The organism is Brevibacillus sp. YAE8 (assembly GCF_057543335.1).
In genome coordinates, this window is the sequence record NZ_BAAIYG010000001.1 from 332,041 (window position 1) to 348,269 (window position 16,229).

The 16,229-nt window shown below is 56.4% G+C and carries 13 protein-coding genes; all 13 read right to left on the reverse strand.

The features are described from left to right. Window positions 1-171 precede the first annotated feature (171 nt). Window positions 172-1,332: a Ger(x)C family spore germination protein gene (locus tag AC27IT_RS00920; RefSeq protein WP_005828702.1), complete on the reverse strand. Its 1,161-nt coding sequence runs from the start codon at window positions 1,330-1,332 to the stop codon at window positions 172-174. After that, window positions 1,329-2,093 (reverse strand): YqjF family protein, encoded by a 765-nt coding sequence (locus tag AC27IT_RS00925; RefSeq protein ID WP_487091504.1) that lies wholly within the window; start codon window positions 2,091-2,093, stop codon window positions 1,329-1,331. Before AC27IT_RS00925 ends, AC27IT_RS00920 begins: the two co-directional genes overlap by 4 nt. Before the next feature lie 41 nt (window positions 2,094-2,134). Further along, window positions 2,135-3,547, reverse strand: coding sequence for an FMN-binding glutamate synthase family protein (locus AC27IT_RS00930; protein ID WP_025847832.1), 1,413 nt, complete (start codon window positions 3,545-3,547; stop codon window positions 2,135-2,137). A gap of 72 nt (window positions 3,548-3,619) precedes the next feature. Next, window positions 3,620-4,786: a Ger(x)C family spore germination protein gene (locus AC27IT_RS00935; protein WP_290426837.1), complete on the reverse strand. Its 1,167-nt coding sequence runs from the start codon at window positions 4,784-4,786 to the stop codon at window positions 3,620-3,622. Window positions 4,787-4,800: 14 nt separating this feature from the next. Beyond that, window positions 4,801-5,907 carry a GerAB/ArcD/ProY family transporter gene (locus AC27IT_RS00940; RefSeq protein ID WP_025847828.1) on the reverse strand — a complete coding sequence of 369 codons (1,107 nt, stop codon included), beginning with the start codon at window positions 5,905-5,907 and terminating at the stop codon, window positions 4,801-4,803. A 6-nt stretch (window positions 5,908-5,913) separates the two neighbouring features. After that, window positions 5,914-7,068 carry a GerAB/ArcD/ProY family transporter gene (locus AC27IT_RS00945; protein WP_005828709.1) on the reverse strand — a complete coding sequence of 385 codons (1,155 nt, stop codon included), beginning with the start codon at window positions 7,066-7,068 and terminating at the stop codon, window positions 5,914-5,916. A gap of 6 nt (window positions 7,069-7,074) precedes the next feature. Beyond that, window positions 7,075-7,293, reverse strand: coding sequence for a hypothetical protein (locus AC27IT_RS00950; RefSeq protein ID WP_197186482.1), 219 nt, complete (start codon window positions 7,291-7,293; stop codon window positions 7,075-7,077). Further along, on the reverse strand, window positions 7,290-8,855 hold the full coding sequence (locus tag AC27IT_RS00955; protein WP_487091508.1) for a spore germination protein: 1,566 nt from the start codon (window positions 8,853-8,855) through the stop codon (window positions 7,290-7,292). Before AC27IT_RS00955 ends, AC27IT_RS00950 begins: the two co-directional genes overlap by 4 nt. Window positions 8,856-9,238: 383 nt before the next feature. Beyond that, a complete protein-coding gene (gene brnQ, locus AC27IT_RS00960) occupies window positions 9,239-10,579 on the reverse strand; it encodes a branched-chain amino acid transport system II carrier protein (RefSeq protein WP_005828714.1) in 1,341 nt (446 codons plus the stop codon). A 217-nt stretch (window positions 10,580-10,796) separates the two neighbouring features. Then, window positions 10,797-11,531, reverse strand: a complete 735-nt coding sequence (locus AC27IT_RS00965) for a YheC/YheD family protein (RefSeq protein WP_255320441.1) — start codon at window positions 11,529-11,531, stop codon at window positions 10,797-10,799. Further along, window positions 11,528-11,920 (reverse strand): aspartate 1-decarboxylase, encoded by a 393-nt coding sequence (gene panD / locus AC27IT_RS00970; RefSeq protein WP_005828718.1) that lies wholly within the window; start codon window positions 11,918-11,920, stop codon window positions 11,528-11,530. The genes AC27IT_RS00965 and panD overlap by 4 nt, the downstream gene beginning before the upstream one ends. A gap of 85 nt (window positions 11,921-12,005) precedes the next feature. After that, a complete protein-coding gene (locus AC27IT_RS00975; RefSeq protein WP_005828720.1) occupies window positions 12,006-13,070 on the reverse strand; it encodes an Ldh family oxidoreductase in 1,065 nt (354 codons plus the stop codon). A gap of 190 nt (window positions 13,071-13,260) precedes the next feature. After that, window positions 13,261-16,158 carry a D-alanyl-D-alanine carboxypeptidase/D-alanyl-D-alanine endopeptidase gene (gene dacB, locus AC27IT_RS00980; RefSeq protein ID WP_487091511.1) on the reverse strand — a complete coding sequence of 966 codons (2,898 nt, stop codon included), beginning with the start codon at window positions 16,156-16,158 and terminating at the stop codon, window positions 13,261-13,263. Between the last annotated feature and the right edge of the window lie 71 nt (window positions 16,159-16,229).

Genomic DNA, 16,229 nt, shown 5'->3' on the forward strand with positions numbered 1-16,229 from the left:
GCATGTTAGCAAACTTCATTGGCGCAGCTTAGTTGCCCTTATACTGGATGAGAATCTTCTAAATTCTTATCTGTACAAAAAGGCCGATGCCGCCGCGGCATCCGCCTGCTTTCTTTTTTTATTGGCACATCCAGAAGGGGTCGTTTGCCCAGCCTGGCTTTCGGTCATTTCTTAGTGCTGCACCTCGGAATGCGGGAGGCCGCCTGGAACGGCGATCAGCCCAGGCCGCCTGACAAAAGCCTTCACGTTTATGTCTACCTCGATATCGGAAAACACCTGATTCCAGTCCGCTCGCACTGCCGCAAACTCTTTTGGATAGTTGCGATGAAACTGCTGGGCGAAGTTCAATATATCTGCCTTTAATTCCTTTTGCACCTGTTTGAGCGCGAGCCGGACTCTCGTTTTGATATCTTCGCGCAGCGCTTCCTCGACCATCGCGATCTGCTGGGGATTGTTCAAGGTCAGCCTGGTGCCGTTTTGCACGATGTCTCCCTCCGTGTCGATATCCACGAGCATCTTCCATTTCCCGTTTTCGATCCGCGGCGTCAGCTTGGTCACCTCGCGAATCGGGTTTAACGAGACGAATCCGTGTTCCTGTTTGAGCTTGACCGTCACCGTCGTGTTGGGGACTTCATTCCTCAGCCAGAGTACCCCTCTCGTCGTCCGGTCAGACAAAAGACCGATCATCTTGCCATTTTGAAAGACAGCCGTACCCGACAAATACGGGCTTGTCTTCTTCGGCTGTCCTTTCTTCGGCGGCTTCATGATGTCGATCATCGGCAAGGCGGCCGCCTCTGTTCTTGCGGCAAACATTTTTTGCAAATCGAGCAGAGTGACCGATAGCCCGACATTCATGTCAGACAGCTTGCGGACTACTTCGGCGGAGTATCGTTCGAGCGGCGGCAGCATCTCCAGAACTTCGCGGGCTTGTCCCCTGCTCACGTACACGAAAGCCCGGTTGCGCGGCTCGGGGTGACGGGCGTAATAGTCGACGTACTCCTTCAAGCCGTGCCGGGCGAGCGCTTGCCCGTAAATATACACCTTGCAATGGCCCCAGAACACTTTCCGCGGTATTTTCAACTGCACTTTGGACATCGCATCGGCAATATTGACCCCTTTTGCCGTGCGAATGAGCGTCATCGCGTTCCCTGCTCCGCTTCCCTCGCTGAGCGAGCGCGGGATGAACACCTGAATCGACAGTTCGATATCGTTTGGCGATGACCAGTCGATGGCGGCAGCGGTCACGAGTGCGACATCGTTTATCTCCACGCGGTCCCAGCACCCGCCAAGCAGACCTGCGCACAGGCAAAAAAGGAAAGCAAGCCGCTTCATCGGCTCCTTTCCCCTTCGAAGGGCGAGAGTTTCGCTAGCGGCCAGATGAAGCTCTCGACCCCGCGCGCGTACACGAGCAGATCAGGCTTCTCGCTGATCGGCAGCGCGAACGGGGCGAGCATGGAGTTTTCGCGGATATGCGCGTCGGCCCGCTGCAGCATCCACGGCTCATGGAACACGTTGGCATAATAAAGTCCGTTTGTTTTCTTGCACTGGCAAAACAGCGTATAGCGTTCGGTCAGCCAGTGCTCCAGCGTACCGGCGCGGGCGAGGGCCGGCTCGGATACAGGCCAGTAGCTGCCGCGAAATGCAGCCGCATCCGCTCCTGCCGAAAACCGCTCCGACTGAAAATCAATGCGGTCAGCGTGAACAAGAAGATCCATCTTCGTATGATAATAGGGCAGCCGATACCAGTACTCGGCGATTTTCGTCACGAGCAAATGAGAAGTATCCAGCGACAAAAAGTAAACGCCTCGTGTGGAGCCTGCCCTCACATATGTTCGCACATTGATCTCGGGGAAGGTCGTGACATACGGGACTGGAAACAGGCGGCGGAGACGGACTCTGGTGAGCAGAAACGGAATGACGCTGATCCAGGCGTGCCCGTCATACGTATCCAGTTCCAGGCCTGCCGGAATCAGGCTGCGGATCGCCTCGGGCGAAACGGCCCAGTGCGCAAACAGCAAATGCTCCCACGTCTGCGTCATCCTCCAGCCTTTCTGTTGTCGCTTTTCCCTGATTGGAATGATTCCCTGGCTCATACGAATCCCTCCCCAACGTCGCCAGCCATCGTCATGTTTGTTCAACTTTCCGCAGAAGAATGGAAGGCGAGCGGTACTTTCGTCACTTTGCTCGTCAACTCATCAAGCGCTACGAGGTCGTCTGCTGTCACATCACGTAACGAAGTTTTTCCCAGGGCGAGTATGGCAATTTCCATTTCGTCTACAAAAGAAAGGAAAAAATTCGCCAAGTATTTGCTTGCTTGCTCGGCGTTGAATTTGTCCTTCAGCTTTCCCGGGTAATTCGTCAGCTCTGTCGGCGGCTCCCAAGGGATCGCCTTTGTCACCTGATCGTGGGTCATCGCCCACAGCATGGCCGTTCCCATAAAAATGCCATCCGCCCCCAGCGCAATCGCCTTCAGACACTCGCCAGGGGTCGTGTAGCCGCCACCTGACAAAAGCGAGATGCGGTCTTTGACCCCTCTCTCCTTCAAGTACTGGACGGCCCGGCACAAGGCGTAAATCGTCGGCAAGCCGAAGTCATCCTCCAAAATCGGCGGGCCGCCCTTCGTCCCTGCCTGACCCCCGTCAATGCTGATGAAATCGACGCCAGCCTGGATGGCAATTTCCAAATCCTGCTCCAACACAGCGCTGGCGCATATTTTCACGCCAATCGGAACTCCGTCTGTGATCGCGCGCAGCTTGTCGACCAGCTTGCGCAAGTCTTCCGGGCTGTTGACCTCCGGCTGGCGCGAAGGAATGACGACCATTTCCTCGCCCTCCACCCCCATCAGTTGGCTTGCCTTGCCCGTTATGTATTCACTGGGGATAAAGCTGGCCGCTGCCGCCGTCGCGCCTTGCCCGAAGTGAATTTCAATGGCGTCTGCCTGCCGCAGCGTCTCCGGCTCCTTGGACCACGTGCCGGAATTGTATTGAATGATGAGATACTTGGCGTATTTTCTTTCCTCTGGCAAAAGCGGCCCTTCTCCCGTATTGCTCACGCTGCCGACAGCCGCCGTTCCTTTGGCGATCGCAATCTTCACGCTCTCGCTGATGCCGATGCCAAAGCCCATGGCCCCAGACAGGAGCGGGATATCGAGGGTCAGCGGCCGTTTTGCCTTCGGTCCGATCGTGATTTTCATGTCGACCTCGGCGTCCTCGTCAGCCGGCAGCACCGCAAGCTGGGCCGGGGAAAAGATCAGCCCGTCGAAGTTCAGAAATTTGCGCGGACTGCCGAATGGCCGTTCAATCGCCTGCCCTGTCGTCGCACGCAAGCTGTTTTCCACGACGTAGCGCGGACTGACCTTGGTCAATGCCGACACCATCTCGAAAATATTTTCCGGATAGCGGTCCGACATCAATCGCTTCATAAAGCGCCCGAGCAGCCACTGCACCGCAGGACGAAACGTGAAAAACGCCAGCAGCGCAAACAGGATGCCTGCAACGAGCGTTCCTACAAACGAGCCTATTAAAAAATCCATCCATCTCCCGTTCATTTCATCCACCTCCTGCGTGCATGCTGGTTCCAGCCTCTTTTGCTGCTTGCAACCGTCGCTTGACGTGCGCGACTACCGTTTTTCTTGGCTTGCCGGATAGCCCACCGATTCCGAGGTCAGTCCCGGGCGGCGGATCGCAGCGTGAATCTTCGTGCTCACCTCAACCTGCGGGTAGATTTCGTCCCAGCTTTGTTTGACTTCGTCCCATTGTTGCGGGTACTTCCGATGAAAAGCGGCGGCAAAGTTGGTCACATCCGCGTGCAGCTCCTTTTGCAAATAAAACAACGCCAGGCTGACGCGGGAGCGGATTTCGTTTTCGACCGCTTTTTCCACGAGCGCGATGCTGCTCAAATCCATCATGTTCAGCCGCGTTCCGTTTTCGACGATGTCGCCCTCCGTATCAATTTTGACCAGGATGGACCACTTCCCATTCTCGATCTTCGGAACCAGCTTCGTCGTAGCCCGAAGCGGGATGACCGATATAAGCCCTTGTCCCCCCGGAATGTTGACGCTGACGGATGCGCGGATGATCTCGTTTCGCAGCCAGAGCAAGCCTCTTGTGGCCTTTGTCGTCAGCGCGCCAATCATTTTATCGTTGCGGAAGATGGCCGTTCCCATCAAGAGCGAGTTTTCCTGGATTTGCGCCTGCTCGTCCAGCTTGCTCCCTTTTTGAATATAGGGAAGGGCCACAGCCCGGGCTTCTCCATTGAGCATGTTTCGAAAATCAACCAAGGTCACGGCCATGCCGATGTGCAGAGTCGCGTATTCCCGCAGCGCTTCCGCCGTGGAACGCTCCAGCAAGGTTTTAATCCCGAGAATTTCCATTGCTTTTCCTTTGGAGATGTACAGATAGGCCCGGTTGCGCGGCTCCGGATGGCGCACGAGAAAATCGATATGATCGGCAATCCCTTCTTTGGCAACCGCTTCTCCAAACAAGTAAATTTTGCAATGCCCCCAAAAAACTTTGCGGGAAAGCTTGGCCTGAACCTTGGACATCGCATCGGCAATATTGATCCCTTTTCCGCTCAGCACGGTCGTCAGCTCGCGATCCGCGCTCATGGTCGGTCCGCCGAGCCCGCCTTCCCCCACCGCTCGCGGGATAAGCACCTGGATACTCAACACAATCTCGCCCGCTCCCCCCTTGTCCACAGCAGCCGCAGTAATAATCGCAAGGTCGTTGATCTCCGTCCGATCCCAGCAGCCGCCAAGCAACACACAACAGGCCAACAAAATTAGCACGCTCCCTCGCGCCCTCACCCGGATTCTGCCTCCTCTGTCTTGCTGCGCTTCCCGCGCATGATCGCCCAGACGAGCAGCCCCGCCGGAATGAAGCAAAAGAACAGCGTCAGCAAGGCCGGAATCGCAAACGTGGTGACATCTCCGAGCATGGAGAAGCTCGGAATGCCCCAAAAGCTGAATATCACCGTCAACACTCCGCTCGGCAAAATGAGCGGCTGGTAAGTAGTCAGGTTCAGCCATTGCGCGGTGCCGAGCACGGTCGCGTAGTAAAACATCGAGACTTTGACGAAAGCGCCGATAACCCAGATCGCCATGACGGCCGATTCCATATTCTCAAAAAAATCGGCGACGTTTACATACTTGGCCGTATCCATAATCGGAAACAAGATGTTGCCGAGCGCGTCCCCCATCAAAAACAGCGTGACCAAATTCGCGATCGTCATCGTCAGCATGGCGCCGGCCACTACGAAAAAGGCCGACCGCGCACCTTGCCTGCGGTTGGACAGGAAGGGCAGCAGGTAGGAAATCAGAAACACCTCGGTGAACCAGCCAAGCGGCGTGACCGCTCCTTTCATCGACGGCAACACCCCGTTGTCCAAAATCGGAAACAGGTTGCCAGGGTCCAGAGCGGGAAAAACAAGGCCGATCATCAGCAGCAGCGGGAGGATGAACACCGGGAAAAACACTTGCGCCGTCCGCCCCAGCACCTCGATGCCGCCTTTTACCGCGAGCGAACAGACGAAGATCAGGGCGGACGAGATGACGCCAAGCGGGGTTTCCTGCAGGAACAAGGCGATAAAATCCGCATACTCCCGCACGATGATGCCGTTTACTTGCAGCAAAAAGTACAAGTACAAGAAGCCGAGGACTGCCGCAGGAACTTTTCCGGTAATTTCCCGCGCATGTTCGATGACCGACATGCCGGGGAAGCGCTTGTTGAGATGGATCGCAATCCACACGCTGAAAAAACCGATAAGCGAAGCCCATAGCGGAGTGAGCCACAAGTCGTTTTGCGCGTGCTGTGCCATGATGCTTGGTCCGACAAGCATCGCTGTGGACACGAGGACTGGATACATCATCATCCCCATCTGCAAGGCTGATATTTTTCCCGTTTCGAGCATGGTTCCTCATCCTTCTTGCTTTTCGGAATGGGCACTGCCGGACACCGCGGCTATTTGGGCTTGGCTTTGCTGCTTGCCTTTTTTGCGCCAATAGGCGAAGCCGAGCAGCAGCAACGGGCAAATTGTCTGCATGAGCGGGCCGTAAAAAGGGAACGCGACAATGTCGAAGCGGCCTGCCTCGTTCAGATTCGGCATCGACCAGAAGCTGAGCGCCGCAATGAGCATCCCGATCGGAATGACAATCGGGCGATAATCTGATAGCTCCAGCCACTGGCTCGTCCCCAGCACAGTGGCGTAGTAAAACACGCTGATTTTGACGTACATCCCCAAAATCCAGACGGTCATGACCACCGAGTCCAGATTTTCAAAGAAGTCCGCAATGCTGATGTAGCGAAAGGCGACCATGACCGGGTACATGTAATCCGCCGCCTGCCGCCCGAAGACGAGCAGGATGAAAAAATTGATACAGGTCAATAGCAAGGCGATCCCGAGGATGACGAGCATTCCTGCGCGCATGCTTTTGTCCCGGTTCGTCACATACGGAAGCAAAAACGACATCAGGAAAACTTCGCTGAAGTAGCCTTGGGGAATCAGCGCCCCTTTCACCGACGGCAGCAAGCCGCGTTCAAACATCGGGAACAGAAACTCGAAGTGCATGTCCTGGAGCAAAAACGGCATCAGGAGCAACGGAAACAGGAAGAGCAAGAAAAAGCCTTGCGCTGTCCTGCCGATCACCTCTAACCCTGCCCTTACGGCATACGCGCACACGGCTATCATCGTGAGAATGACGACGCTGATCGGCGTTTGCGGCAAAAAGTTCCCGATGATGAACTCGGCATAGCCTCTGGCGATCAGGCCCGTCATGTGAACGTAAAAAAACAAAAGAAGCAGTCCGAAAATTTTTCCCGGGACTTTGCCGATGATATCTGTGCTGTACTGGATCACCGTTTGCTGCGGATACAGCCTGTTCAATGCAAACGCGATGTACACCGTAAAAAATCCGATTAGCGATGCCAAGAAAGGCGACAACCACAAGTCGTTTTCCGCGTATTTGCCCGTGTAGCTCGGCACCACAGTCACAGCCGAGGCCACGATGGCTAAAAAGACCATTTTGCCCATCTGAGCGGAAGAGATTTTTCCCTGTTCTAGCAAACGCCCCACCCTTTTTTACTCCAGAAATTGACCTAGCGGCTTGAAAATCGCATTGATGAGCGTAGTCGGCCCCGGCAAGTTCGGCAAATCCAGCAACGACAAAACCCAGCCTGTGAACAGCAGGGTGATGAAGGACACCTTGTCCCGCCTCGGCAAGCGCGAAAGACGCGGCCATTCGAACGCGAACAGGATACAGGCAAAGGCGCTCATCGTGACAATCTGGCCCCATTTCAAGCAGGATCTCCCCCTTTTTCCGGACCTGGCTTCTGGTCGGCCCCCTGCCTTATTTTTTGATAATCGCCAGTCAGGTGCGGTCGCTCGTTCATCATCCACCACGGCGCGCGGACGATGGTGTCTTTCCACTCCGAAAACTTCATCGGCCCGACTGGCGTCAAATAAGGAACCCCTAAAGAGCGAATCGTACTCAAATGAATGACGGTGACGATGATGCCGAGCATAATCCCCAACAGCCCGAGCGTGCCCGCGAGAAACATCATGGGAAAGCGCAGCAGCCGAATCGAGATGCCTGCGATGTAGTGCGGAATCATAAAGGAAGCGATCCCGGTAATGGCGACGACAATGACCATCGGAGCGGAAACCAGCCCCGCCTGTACGGCAGCCTGACCGATGACGAGCGCGCCCACGATACTGACAGCGGCACCTACCTGTTTGGGCAGCCGGACGCCAGCTTCCCGCAGCGCCTCGAATGTAATCTCCATCAGGAGCGCTTCGACCAGGGCGGGAAAAGGCACGGGCTCGCGGGACGCCGCCATGCTGATTAACAGAGAGGTTGGCACCATTTCGTGGTGGTACGTAATCAGCGCCACGTACAGCGAAGGCAGCAAAAAGGAAATCACCGTGAACAAGTAGCGGAGCCAGCGAATCGCAGTACTCGCAATCGACCGTTGGTAGTAGTCCTCGCTCGATTGCAGCAGGGAGAACAGCGTCGTCGGCGCAATCATCACAAACGGCGTGCCGTCTACGAGAATGGCGATCCGGCCCTCCAGCAAGTTGCCGCACGTCACATCCGGGCGCTCCGTCGTCAAAATTTGCGGGAAGGGCGAAGCGGGATAGTCTTCGATCATCTCCTCGATATACCCGCTCTCCAGCACGCCGTCGATGTCGATCCGGTTCAGCCTCGCCCGTACTTCCGTGACCAAATCCGCGTCCACAAGCCCGTCCACGTACGCGAGCACGACTTGCGTCTTCGTGTAGCCGCCAATCTGCATTTGCTCCATTTTCAATGCCGGCGTCTTGATGAGCCGCCGCAGCAGCGCCGTATTGACCTGAAGCGATTCGGTGAAGCCTTCGCGCGGGCCGCGGACGACTCCTTCGGCCATCGGCTCCTCGATTTGCCTTTTTTCCCATCGCGCCAGGCCAAAGGAAAGAGCGCGCTGCTGCTGATCGATCAACAGGATCGGATAGCCGTTTGCGACAGATTCCAGACAGTCCTCGAAGGTCGCCAGCTCATGCGTTTTCGATACGGACACAACATTGTCCAGCAGCTTGCTGATCGCCGAATCCTTCGGCAGCTTCGTCTTCATCAGCACGGACAAGACGGTGCGCTCCAGCTCCTCGTTGTTCGTCAAGCCTTGGATGTAGATCGCAAGCGCCCGGGTCGATCCTCCGATGCGAAAAGAGCGGAAAACCACATCGGCGCAATTGGCATAAAAAGCGCGCAGTTGCTGCTCGTTCTCGGCAAGCTCCCTGTGCAAAGGCGTATGCGAAGGCACTGCCTGCTGTTGCTGGACCCTTTGCTTGTGCGATCTCCACCATTTTCGCGCGTTCCGGCTCACACCCCCACCCCCTGATTCCCAAACAGTCACGCTTCCCCCCGGAATGAGTCAAGCTGTGAAATGAGTTAGGGAAATTTTGCCCCATTCATGCCACTTTTATCCTGTCTGTCCGCATGGAATTGGACGAAACGGCCTGTTGGCAAAAGAAAAAACGCCCGGATCAACCGGACGTTTTGGAACGCAGCCATTTCCACAAATAACAGTAACAGGATGTCAGCACAAGCACGACAGCGATCGTCATGAGAGTGTCAAAGCGCATGATAGCCTCCTTCTCTTTCCGTACTCTTTTACTACGAGCAAGCCCGGGAAAAAGTAACGGTGTTGCATCAGGCAAAAACAAAGAGCCCCGCTTGTGCGAAGCTCTTTTGCCAGCCATGCCCCTATTAATCGGGTTGGGAAGTCGTTTTCCCGTGTGGACGCAAAGCTCTTTTCCACATATCCAAAACCATGCCGACCGCAACAGCGATCAAGGCAGGCAGCAGCCAACCAGCGCCCTCCTTGTAAAACGGCAAAGCCGTCAGCACGCCATCCCACCCGCGAGCGAGGAACAAGACATTGACCAAATCGGCCAGCCCGAACAGCGCGACGACCCCAACTGTCGTGATGTAGACGAGCGAAGTCGCCGGAATGAACCGCTCCACCAGCGCGAGCAAAATAAGAACGATCGCAACCGGATAAATCGCGCCGAGCACGGGTACGGATACGGTCAAAATTTGCGTCAGCCCCATGTTCGCCACGATCATGCTCAAGACGCTGAGCACCGTCACCCATCCTTTGTACGGCAAGCCGCCGAACAGCCCATGAAAATATTGGCTGCACGAGGTCACAAGGCCAATCGACACACAGAGGCACGCGACGGTGAAGATCACGCCGAGAATCAACGTTCCGCTCGACCCGAACAACTGATTCATCATGTTCGCCAAAAGCTGTGCGCCATTTTCCGCCTTGCCCAGCGAAGCGGCGGAAGCGCCCATGATCCCCAAAATCACGTAGATGACTGTGAGCAATAGCCCTGCCCCGATCCCCGCGCGGATCATGCTCGCCGACAGCTTCTTCGTGTCGGTAATCCCTTTGGCGCGCAACGTGTTGGCGATGACGATGCCAAACACAAGTGCGGCCAGCGCATCCATCGTCAAATACCCGTCCAGAAACCCTTGGACAATCGGATTGGTGCCGTACTTCCCTGTCGGCGTCCCCATCGCTCCGAGCGGCGTCACCAGACTTTTCACGTAAATCAGCGCGATCAAGGCCAGCAAAGCCGGTGTCAGCAGCTTTCCAAAGCGATCGACGAGCTTGGAAGGAGACAGGCTCAGCCAGAAGACGATCAGAAAAAAGACGACCGTGTACACGAACAGGCTGAGTTTGGAGGCAACCAGCGGTTCAGGCAAAAACGGAGCCATCCCCATCTCGAAGGCAAGGCTTCCCGCACGCGGAATCGCGAGCGCAGGCCCAATCGAAACGTAAATCAAAAACGGAAAAATAAGAGCAAAAACGGGATGAACCCGGCTCGCCAGGCTGTGGAAGCTGCCAGCTTTTGCCACCGCCACCACGCCGAGAATCGGCAAGCCGACGGCCGATAAAACAAAGCCGAGCAGCGAAGACCAGACAAGCGAGCCTGCTTCCTGACCGAGATAAGGCGGAAAAATCAGATTGCCTGCCCCGAAAAACATGGAGAAGAGCATAAAGCTGATGAGCATCCATTCTTTTTTAGACATTGTTGTCATTGTCGAACATACTACCTCCCTCCATAATGAGAGGCATTCTATCAACTTTTGATATAATACGCCAGTGCTTCTCCTTTTTTCGCAATAGCAAGTGCATTGCGACAGCTTGCGCAAGGCCCGGCCAGCCAATCCCGGAAATCGGCTTGTCCACGCCAGAAAAGCGATGGGATAACCACCTGTCGCTTTTCTGGCTGCACCCGACTAGGTGGTTATCCGCTCATCGTTTTCGCATGGCCAAAATGCGTCTGTAAAAAGTCTGGTCCAAAAGCTGTTGAAACAAGGACAGCGACGGGCGAAAATTCGCTTCGATAATCCACGGCTTCCCGTGAATGTCGATACCCATATCCAAGCCGATTTCCCGCAAGGTCGGGTACGCTTTGCCCAAGCAATGTCCGACCGCAAGCGACACGCTTCTGATCTCCCTGAGCAAATCCGGTCCGGCCGCGACGTTGGACTGGCGAATCGCGGTGCGAAGCGGCAGCACCTTTCCCCTGCTGCGCGCCACGTTCGTGACGACGAAGCCTGGTCCAGCGAGCTTTGCCACCCAGCCCGTGATGAGCCAGGGCGAAGCTTTGCCAGTGCGCTGCAGCATCACGCGCACGTCAAAAGGCTTGCCGTTGATCCGGCCGAGCGGAATGCGCGGCTGCAGCAAATACTTTTTCGGACGGAACAGCGAGCGGACGTACTGCACGGTTTTTTCCTTGCCTTCGATAGTCCGCCGCACATTGCCGCTATGGACGAGGTAGCGCTCTTCGCCCAGGTCGGTCAACTGGATGATCCCTGCTCCGCCTCCGCCGCCGGATGGCTTGAGCATCACGCGCTTGTAGCTTTCCGCGTACTCCCATAACGCCTCCGGAGAAAACAACCGGGTCTTGGGCAGGTGCTCCCGCAACAGCTCATCTTGGACCATGTGCTGATGCTTGCCCCATTTTCCTACGTTTGGCGCTTTTATGGCAATGTCTCTCCATTCGTAATGAGATGATGCTCTTCGATTTTGGTGATGCGATTGTGTTCATCCACAAACACGACCTTGGGCACCAGTTGATCGCATTCGCTCTCGTCGTACATGCCCATGCTTAAAATAATGACGATGTCGCCTGGGGAAAACAGGTGGGCAGGCGGGCCGTTCAGACAAATTTTCCCGCTTCCTTCTGCTGCCGGCAGAACGTATGTTTTCCAGCGCGTCGCATTGCGCAGGCTGGTAATTTGCACAATCTCGTAGGGCTTGATATCGGCCGCTTTCATCAGGGCCACGTCAATCGTAATGCTTCCGACGTAGTCCAGCTCGGCCTGCGTCACCGTCGCCCGGTGGATTTTACCTTTGCACATGTGGCGTTGCATCGGATGTTCACTCCTTTTCAAACCGCTGACATCAGTCTATGTGCGAGAGAATGTCCGGGAAACCATGGACAGCCAAAAGGATTGCTCACGCCGTACAGACTGCCTGTGCCAGATCAATTCCATAGGCGGAGCACAGCTTGGCGAGCTCCTCCACCACGGTTTGCGGAAAAGGAATGCCGTCCTGCTTGCGGGCCGTCATGATTCGCTGCTCGATCTCGCCGGGAATCAAAATTTCCGCGACACCGGGAGCAGTCGGGACGTTTTTGACTTGGCGAATGTATGCGTCCATGCTTTGCCTGAATGCATCGAGCGGCAGGAAGCGCTGTACGTCGATGCACAGGAAGACGTGTCCGATGTCTTGCGGGTCTTGCCAGTTGTCGTACAAGCTTTTCACGCCGGGGCCGACCGCCGCGCCCGTGAGCAGCCCGCAGACAATATCAATGAACATGGCAAGTCCGTAGCCTTTTGCTCCCCCGATCGGCAAAAGCGAGCCGAGCAAGGCTTTCGTCGGATCGTGAGTGGGCAAGCCGTCGGCGTCGATCGCCCAGTCTTCGGGGATGGCGCTCCCTTTTTTCGCAGCCAGAGCGATTTTGCCGCGCGCAGCCACACTCGTCGCCATGTCGAGCAAAAAAGGCGGCTGCTCGCCAGCCGGAATGCCAATCGCAATCGGATTCGTTCCGAAAAACGGCACGATCCCTCCGGTTGGTGCCATGGATGCGGGCGCATTTGACAAGACGAGCAAAATCAATCCCTCGTCCACTGCCTGCTCCGCATAGTACGAACAGGAGCCAAAGTGGTTGGAATGCCGCACCCCGGCCAATCCGATGCCGTGTTGGCGAGCAAGCTGCTTCGCTTCGTCCAGCGCCGCTACTCCGACGACAACGCCGAGCTGATTTTTGCCGTCGATGAGGGCGGTCGCGCCTTGCCGGACGACGAGCGCTGGCGGCTGCGTCAGCTCGATCAGTCCCGCCTCGATCCGCTGCACGTAGATCGGCAGCCGCGACAAGCCATGGGATTCGACTCCGCGCAAATCCGCATGGACGAGCGACCGGGCCACAAGCTGCGCGTCTTCTCCCCTGACGCCCGCGCGAGAAAGGACCTGTGCAGCGACCTGCTCCAACCCCTTCCAATGAAAGCGTGTAGGGTTCACCTTCGCTTTCCCTCCCCGATCTTCGTTTTTTCGATCTGCATCTGAATATAAATATGTCGGCGCCGCAGCGACCGTCACAGGCATTGACCCGGTAGCGGAGAGAGCGGCTTGCCGACACGGCGGCACGCGAAAAAGAGAAGCCCCTTGCGCTTTTCGCGGCAAAAGGAGCTTCTCTACTTTTACGGACAGTTTATTCGTATGTGGCGACAGTCGAAACGATCCGGTCCTGCAGCTCGACGAAAAAGTCCTCGTCCTCGACGAAGCCGTTGAAGATGATCGAGACGATCAGCCTCTCGCCGCTTTTCGTCGTGAGATAGCCGGACAGGCTGTTTACTCCGGTCATCGACCCGGTTTTGGCATGCAAGCTATGGGCGGCGGCCGTTTCCACCAGCCGGTTTTTCAACGTACCGTCTACGCCCGCGACAGGCAGTGACGCCTCGTAAGTGGAAAAAGCCGGCTGCTTCGCCATGCCTTCCAGCACAGTGGCGATGTGGCGGGCCGAGATGAGGTTGTAGCGCGTCAGCCCGGAGCCGTCCACCATGTCAAAATTCGCCTTGCCGCCCATTGCCTGCACAGCTTCCTGGACGACTTGTGCGCCTGCTGTCGCGCTGCCTTCGCCTTTTTTCACGGCGCCTAACGTTTTCAACAGCATTTCCGCGTAAAAGTTGTCGCTTTTCTTGTTCAGGTACGAAACGATTTCTTTTAACGGCTGCGAGGCAAATTCGTTCCACTTGACCGCTGTATGAGGCACAGGCGAAACGAGCAACTCGCTGCCCGGAGCGAAGCGGACGCCCTCGCTCTCCAGCGCTTCCTTGAGCAGCGTCCCGACGTATTTCGCAGGCTCCTCCACAGGCACGCGCTCGTAGTCGCCGGGATGGTCGAGCGGGAGGTTTCCGGTCAGGCGAATCGTATTCGTTCCCCGGTCGCGCACGATGGCAAACGTGTTTTCCTGGCCTGGCTCTACCGTTTTCGCTTCGTTGATGACCTCTGCGTAGGACGTTTTCGGCAGCAGATTGAACGAAACGGCGTCTCCAGCTTTTGCGGCAGGCTCGTACTCGACCATGACTGTGCCGCGGTTTACGGACAATGCGCCGAGCGTCGGGTTGTAGTAGTAGCTCTCGTCATCCCAGGCCCAGCCCAGACCGAGCCGTTGCGCGTCGAAGTAGCTTTCGTCGAGCACCAGGTTCCCCTGAATCTCTTTGACTCCTTGCTCTTTGATCCAGGCGGCGATTTTTTCAATCGAGACGCCTTCCTGCACCTTCAGGGCGTTTTCGGTGTGCAGAGATGGATCGCCGTAGCCTTTGACGTACAGATTGCCTCGCTGCACGCCGTTTTTGGCGACGGGCGCATCCCCGTACAGCTCCGTCTTGAACGTGTAGTCCTCTCCGAGCTGGGAAAGCGCCGCAGCCGTCGTCAGCAGCTTGAGGTTGGACGCGGGCGTGAGCAGTGCATCGGCCTCTTTTTCGTACAAAATGGCTGCGTCCCCCGTTTTGTCTAGCGACTTGACGAGGACGCCTGCGGTCATGCCGACTGCCTGCGGCTGCTCGAACAGCGGATCGAGCAAGGCCGAGAGCGCGTAGGTTTTTTTTGCTTCCGGTGGATCCCCTTGCACGGCGGCGAGCTGCGGATAAGACGCGAGCAGCGTGCCCACGAAGTCTTGCAGGTCGCGCGCATACTTCGACTTGTAAATGCCGTTAATCAGGATGGAAAAGGCCAGCTTATGGCCGTTTTGCGCCGTGACGTAGCCGGACAGGCTGTTGACGCCGCCCATCGAGCCTGTTTTGGCGATGAGGTTTTTCGCTGCCGCCGTACCGAGCATTCTGGTCTTCAACGTGCCGTCGACGCCCGCGACTGGCAACGATTTTTCCAACTCCACGCTGTAGCTCTGCTGCTGCACAAACGCCAAAAGCCGCACGATCTGCTCGGCTGAAACCAGGTCAAAACGCGACAGGCCCGAGCCGTCAACCTGGCGATAGCCGCTGTCGATGCCGGCACGCTTCATGACGTCCGCTACCGCTTCACTTCCGGCTGCGAATGTGCCCGCCCCTTTTTGCGTCGCGCCGAGCGTCTTGAGCAGCATTTCGGCGTAAAAATTGTCGCTCTCCTTGTTCAACTCCACGATCACTTCGCCGAGCGGCTTGGAGAGATGGGTAGAAAAAGGCACGCCGGATTGCACCACTGTCTTTTTCACGGCTGCGCCCGGATTCAGCCCGATGCCTTGTGCGAGCAGTTGCTCTTTCCAGACATCCCCGACGAACAGCGCCGGGTCCTCCAGCGTGACATCCTCCTCATACGGTTTGGCGGCAAACCCAATCGTTCCTGTCAGCACAACCTCGTTTTTTCCACGCGGCCGCTCAAGTGTGATGTTGGACTCGCTGCCTTCCACCGTCTGCAGCTTGTTGATGACTTTTACGTATGTAGTAGCCGGTTCCATCGCCAATGTCGGTGGCGCATTCACGGCCTTCCCCGGTGTAACGGTCAACGTCGTGACATTTTTATGCACAGAAAGAGCGCTCAGTTGGGCGCTGTAGCCATACGGCTCATCATCCCACATCCAACTGACGCCAAGGCGCGTATCGTCGAAGTAGCTTTCGTCCAGCAGCAAATGGCCGTTGATCCGCTTGATCCCGGCCTGCTTCAATACGCTTGCCATCTGCTGCAAGTCCGCTGGCGTCAAGGTCGGGTCGCCGTAGCCTTTCAACACCAGATCGCCCTGCAAAACGCCGTCCGAACTGACCTTTCCTTGCAGGAAAAGCTCCGTCTTCCACTGGTAGTCCGGCCCGAGCTTATCCAGTCCGGCAACCGTGGTAAACAGCTTCATGTTCGAGGCGGGAATGTAGTTGCGCTCGGCGTTGTGCCGATACAAATACGTTTTGTCCGTCAGGTCGTAGACGACAATCCCCGCATACAGCCCCACGCTGTTCTCGTCGCGCTTCAGGTCCGTCAAGTATTTCTCGATGTGATCGGCGAGCGCGCCCCTGGTGGCGGTGTCTTCCCTCGCAAAAGCAGGAGACGCCGCGAGCTGCAACACAAGCGCAAAAAGCAGAAAGCACGTACAGACGCGTCGAAAGACAACCAACTGATTCATGTTACCCTCCTTGTCCTAGTCTTGACGTTTTACGCAAATTCCACAGTACGCCCCAATGATAGCATCTATTT

Coding starts and splice junctions, on each gene's coding strand:
- AC27IT_RS00920 (WP_005828702.1), bottom strand. CDS start 1,332: ATGAAGCGGCTTGCTTTCCTTTTTTGCCTGTGCGCAGGTCTGCTTGGC.
- AC27IT_RS00925 (WP_487091504.1), bottom strand. CDS start 2,093: ATGAGCCAGGGAATCATTCCAATCAGGGAAAAGCGACAACAGAAAGGC.
- AC27IT_RS00930 (WP_025847832.1), bottom strand. CDS start 3,547: ATGAACGGGAGATGGATGGATTTTTTAATAGGCTCGTTTGTAGGAACG.
- AC27IT_RS00940 (WP_025847828.1), bottom strand. CDS start 5,907: ATGCTCGAAACGGGAAAAATATCAGCCTTGCAGATGGGGATGATGATG.
- brnQ (WP_005828714.1), bottom strand. CDS start 10,579: ATGACAACAATGTCTAAAAAAGAATGGATGCTCATCAGCTTTATGCTC.
- panD (WP_005828718.1), bottom strand. CDS start 11,920: ATGCAACGCCACATGTGCAAAGGTAAAATCCACCGGGCGACGGTGACG.
- dacB (WP_487091511.1), bottom strand. CDS start 16,158: ATGAATCAGTTGGTTGTCTTTCGACGCGTCTGTACGTGCTTTCTGCTT.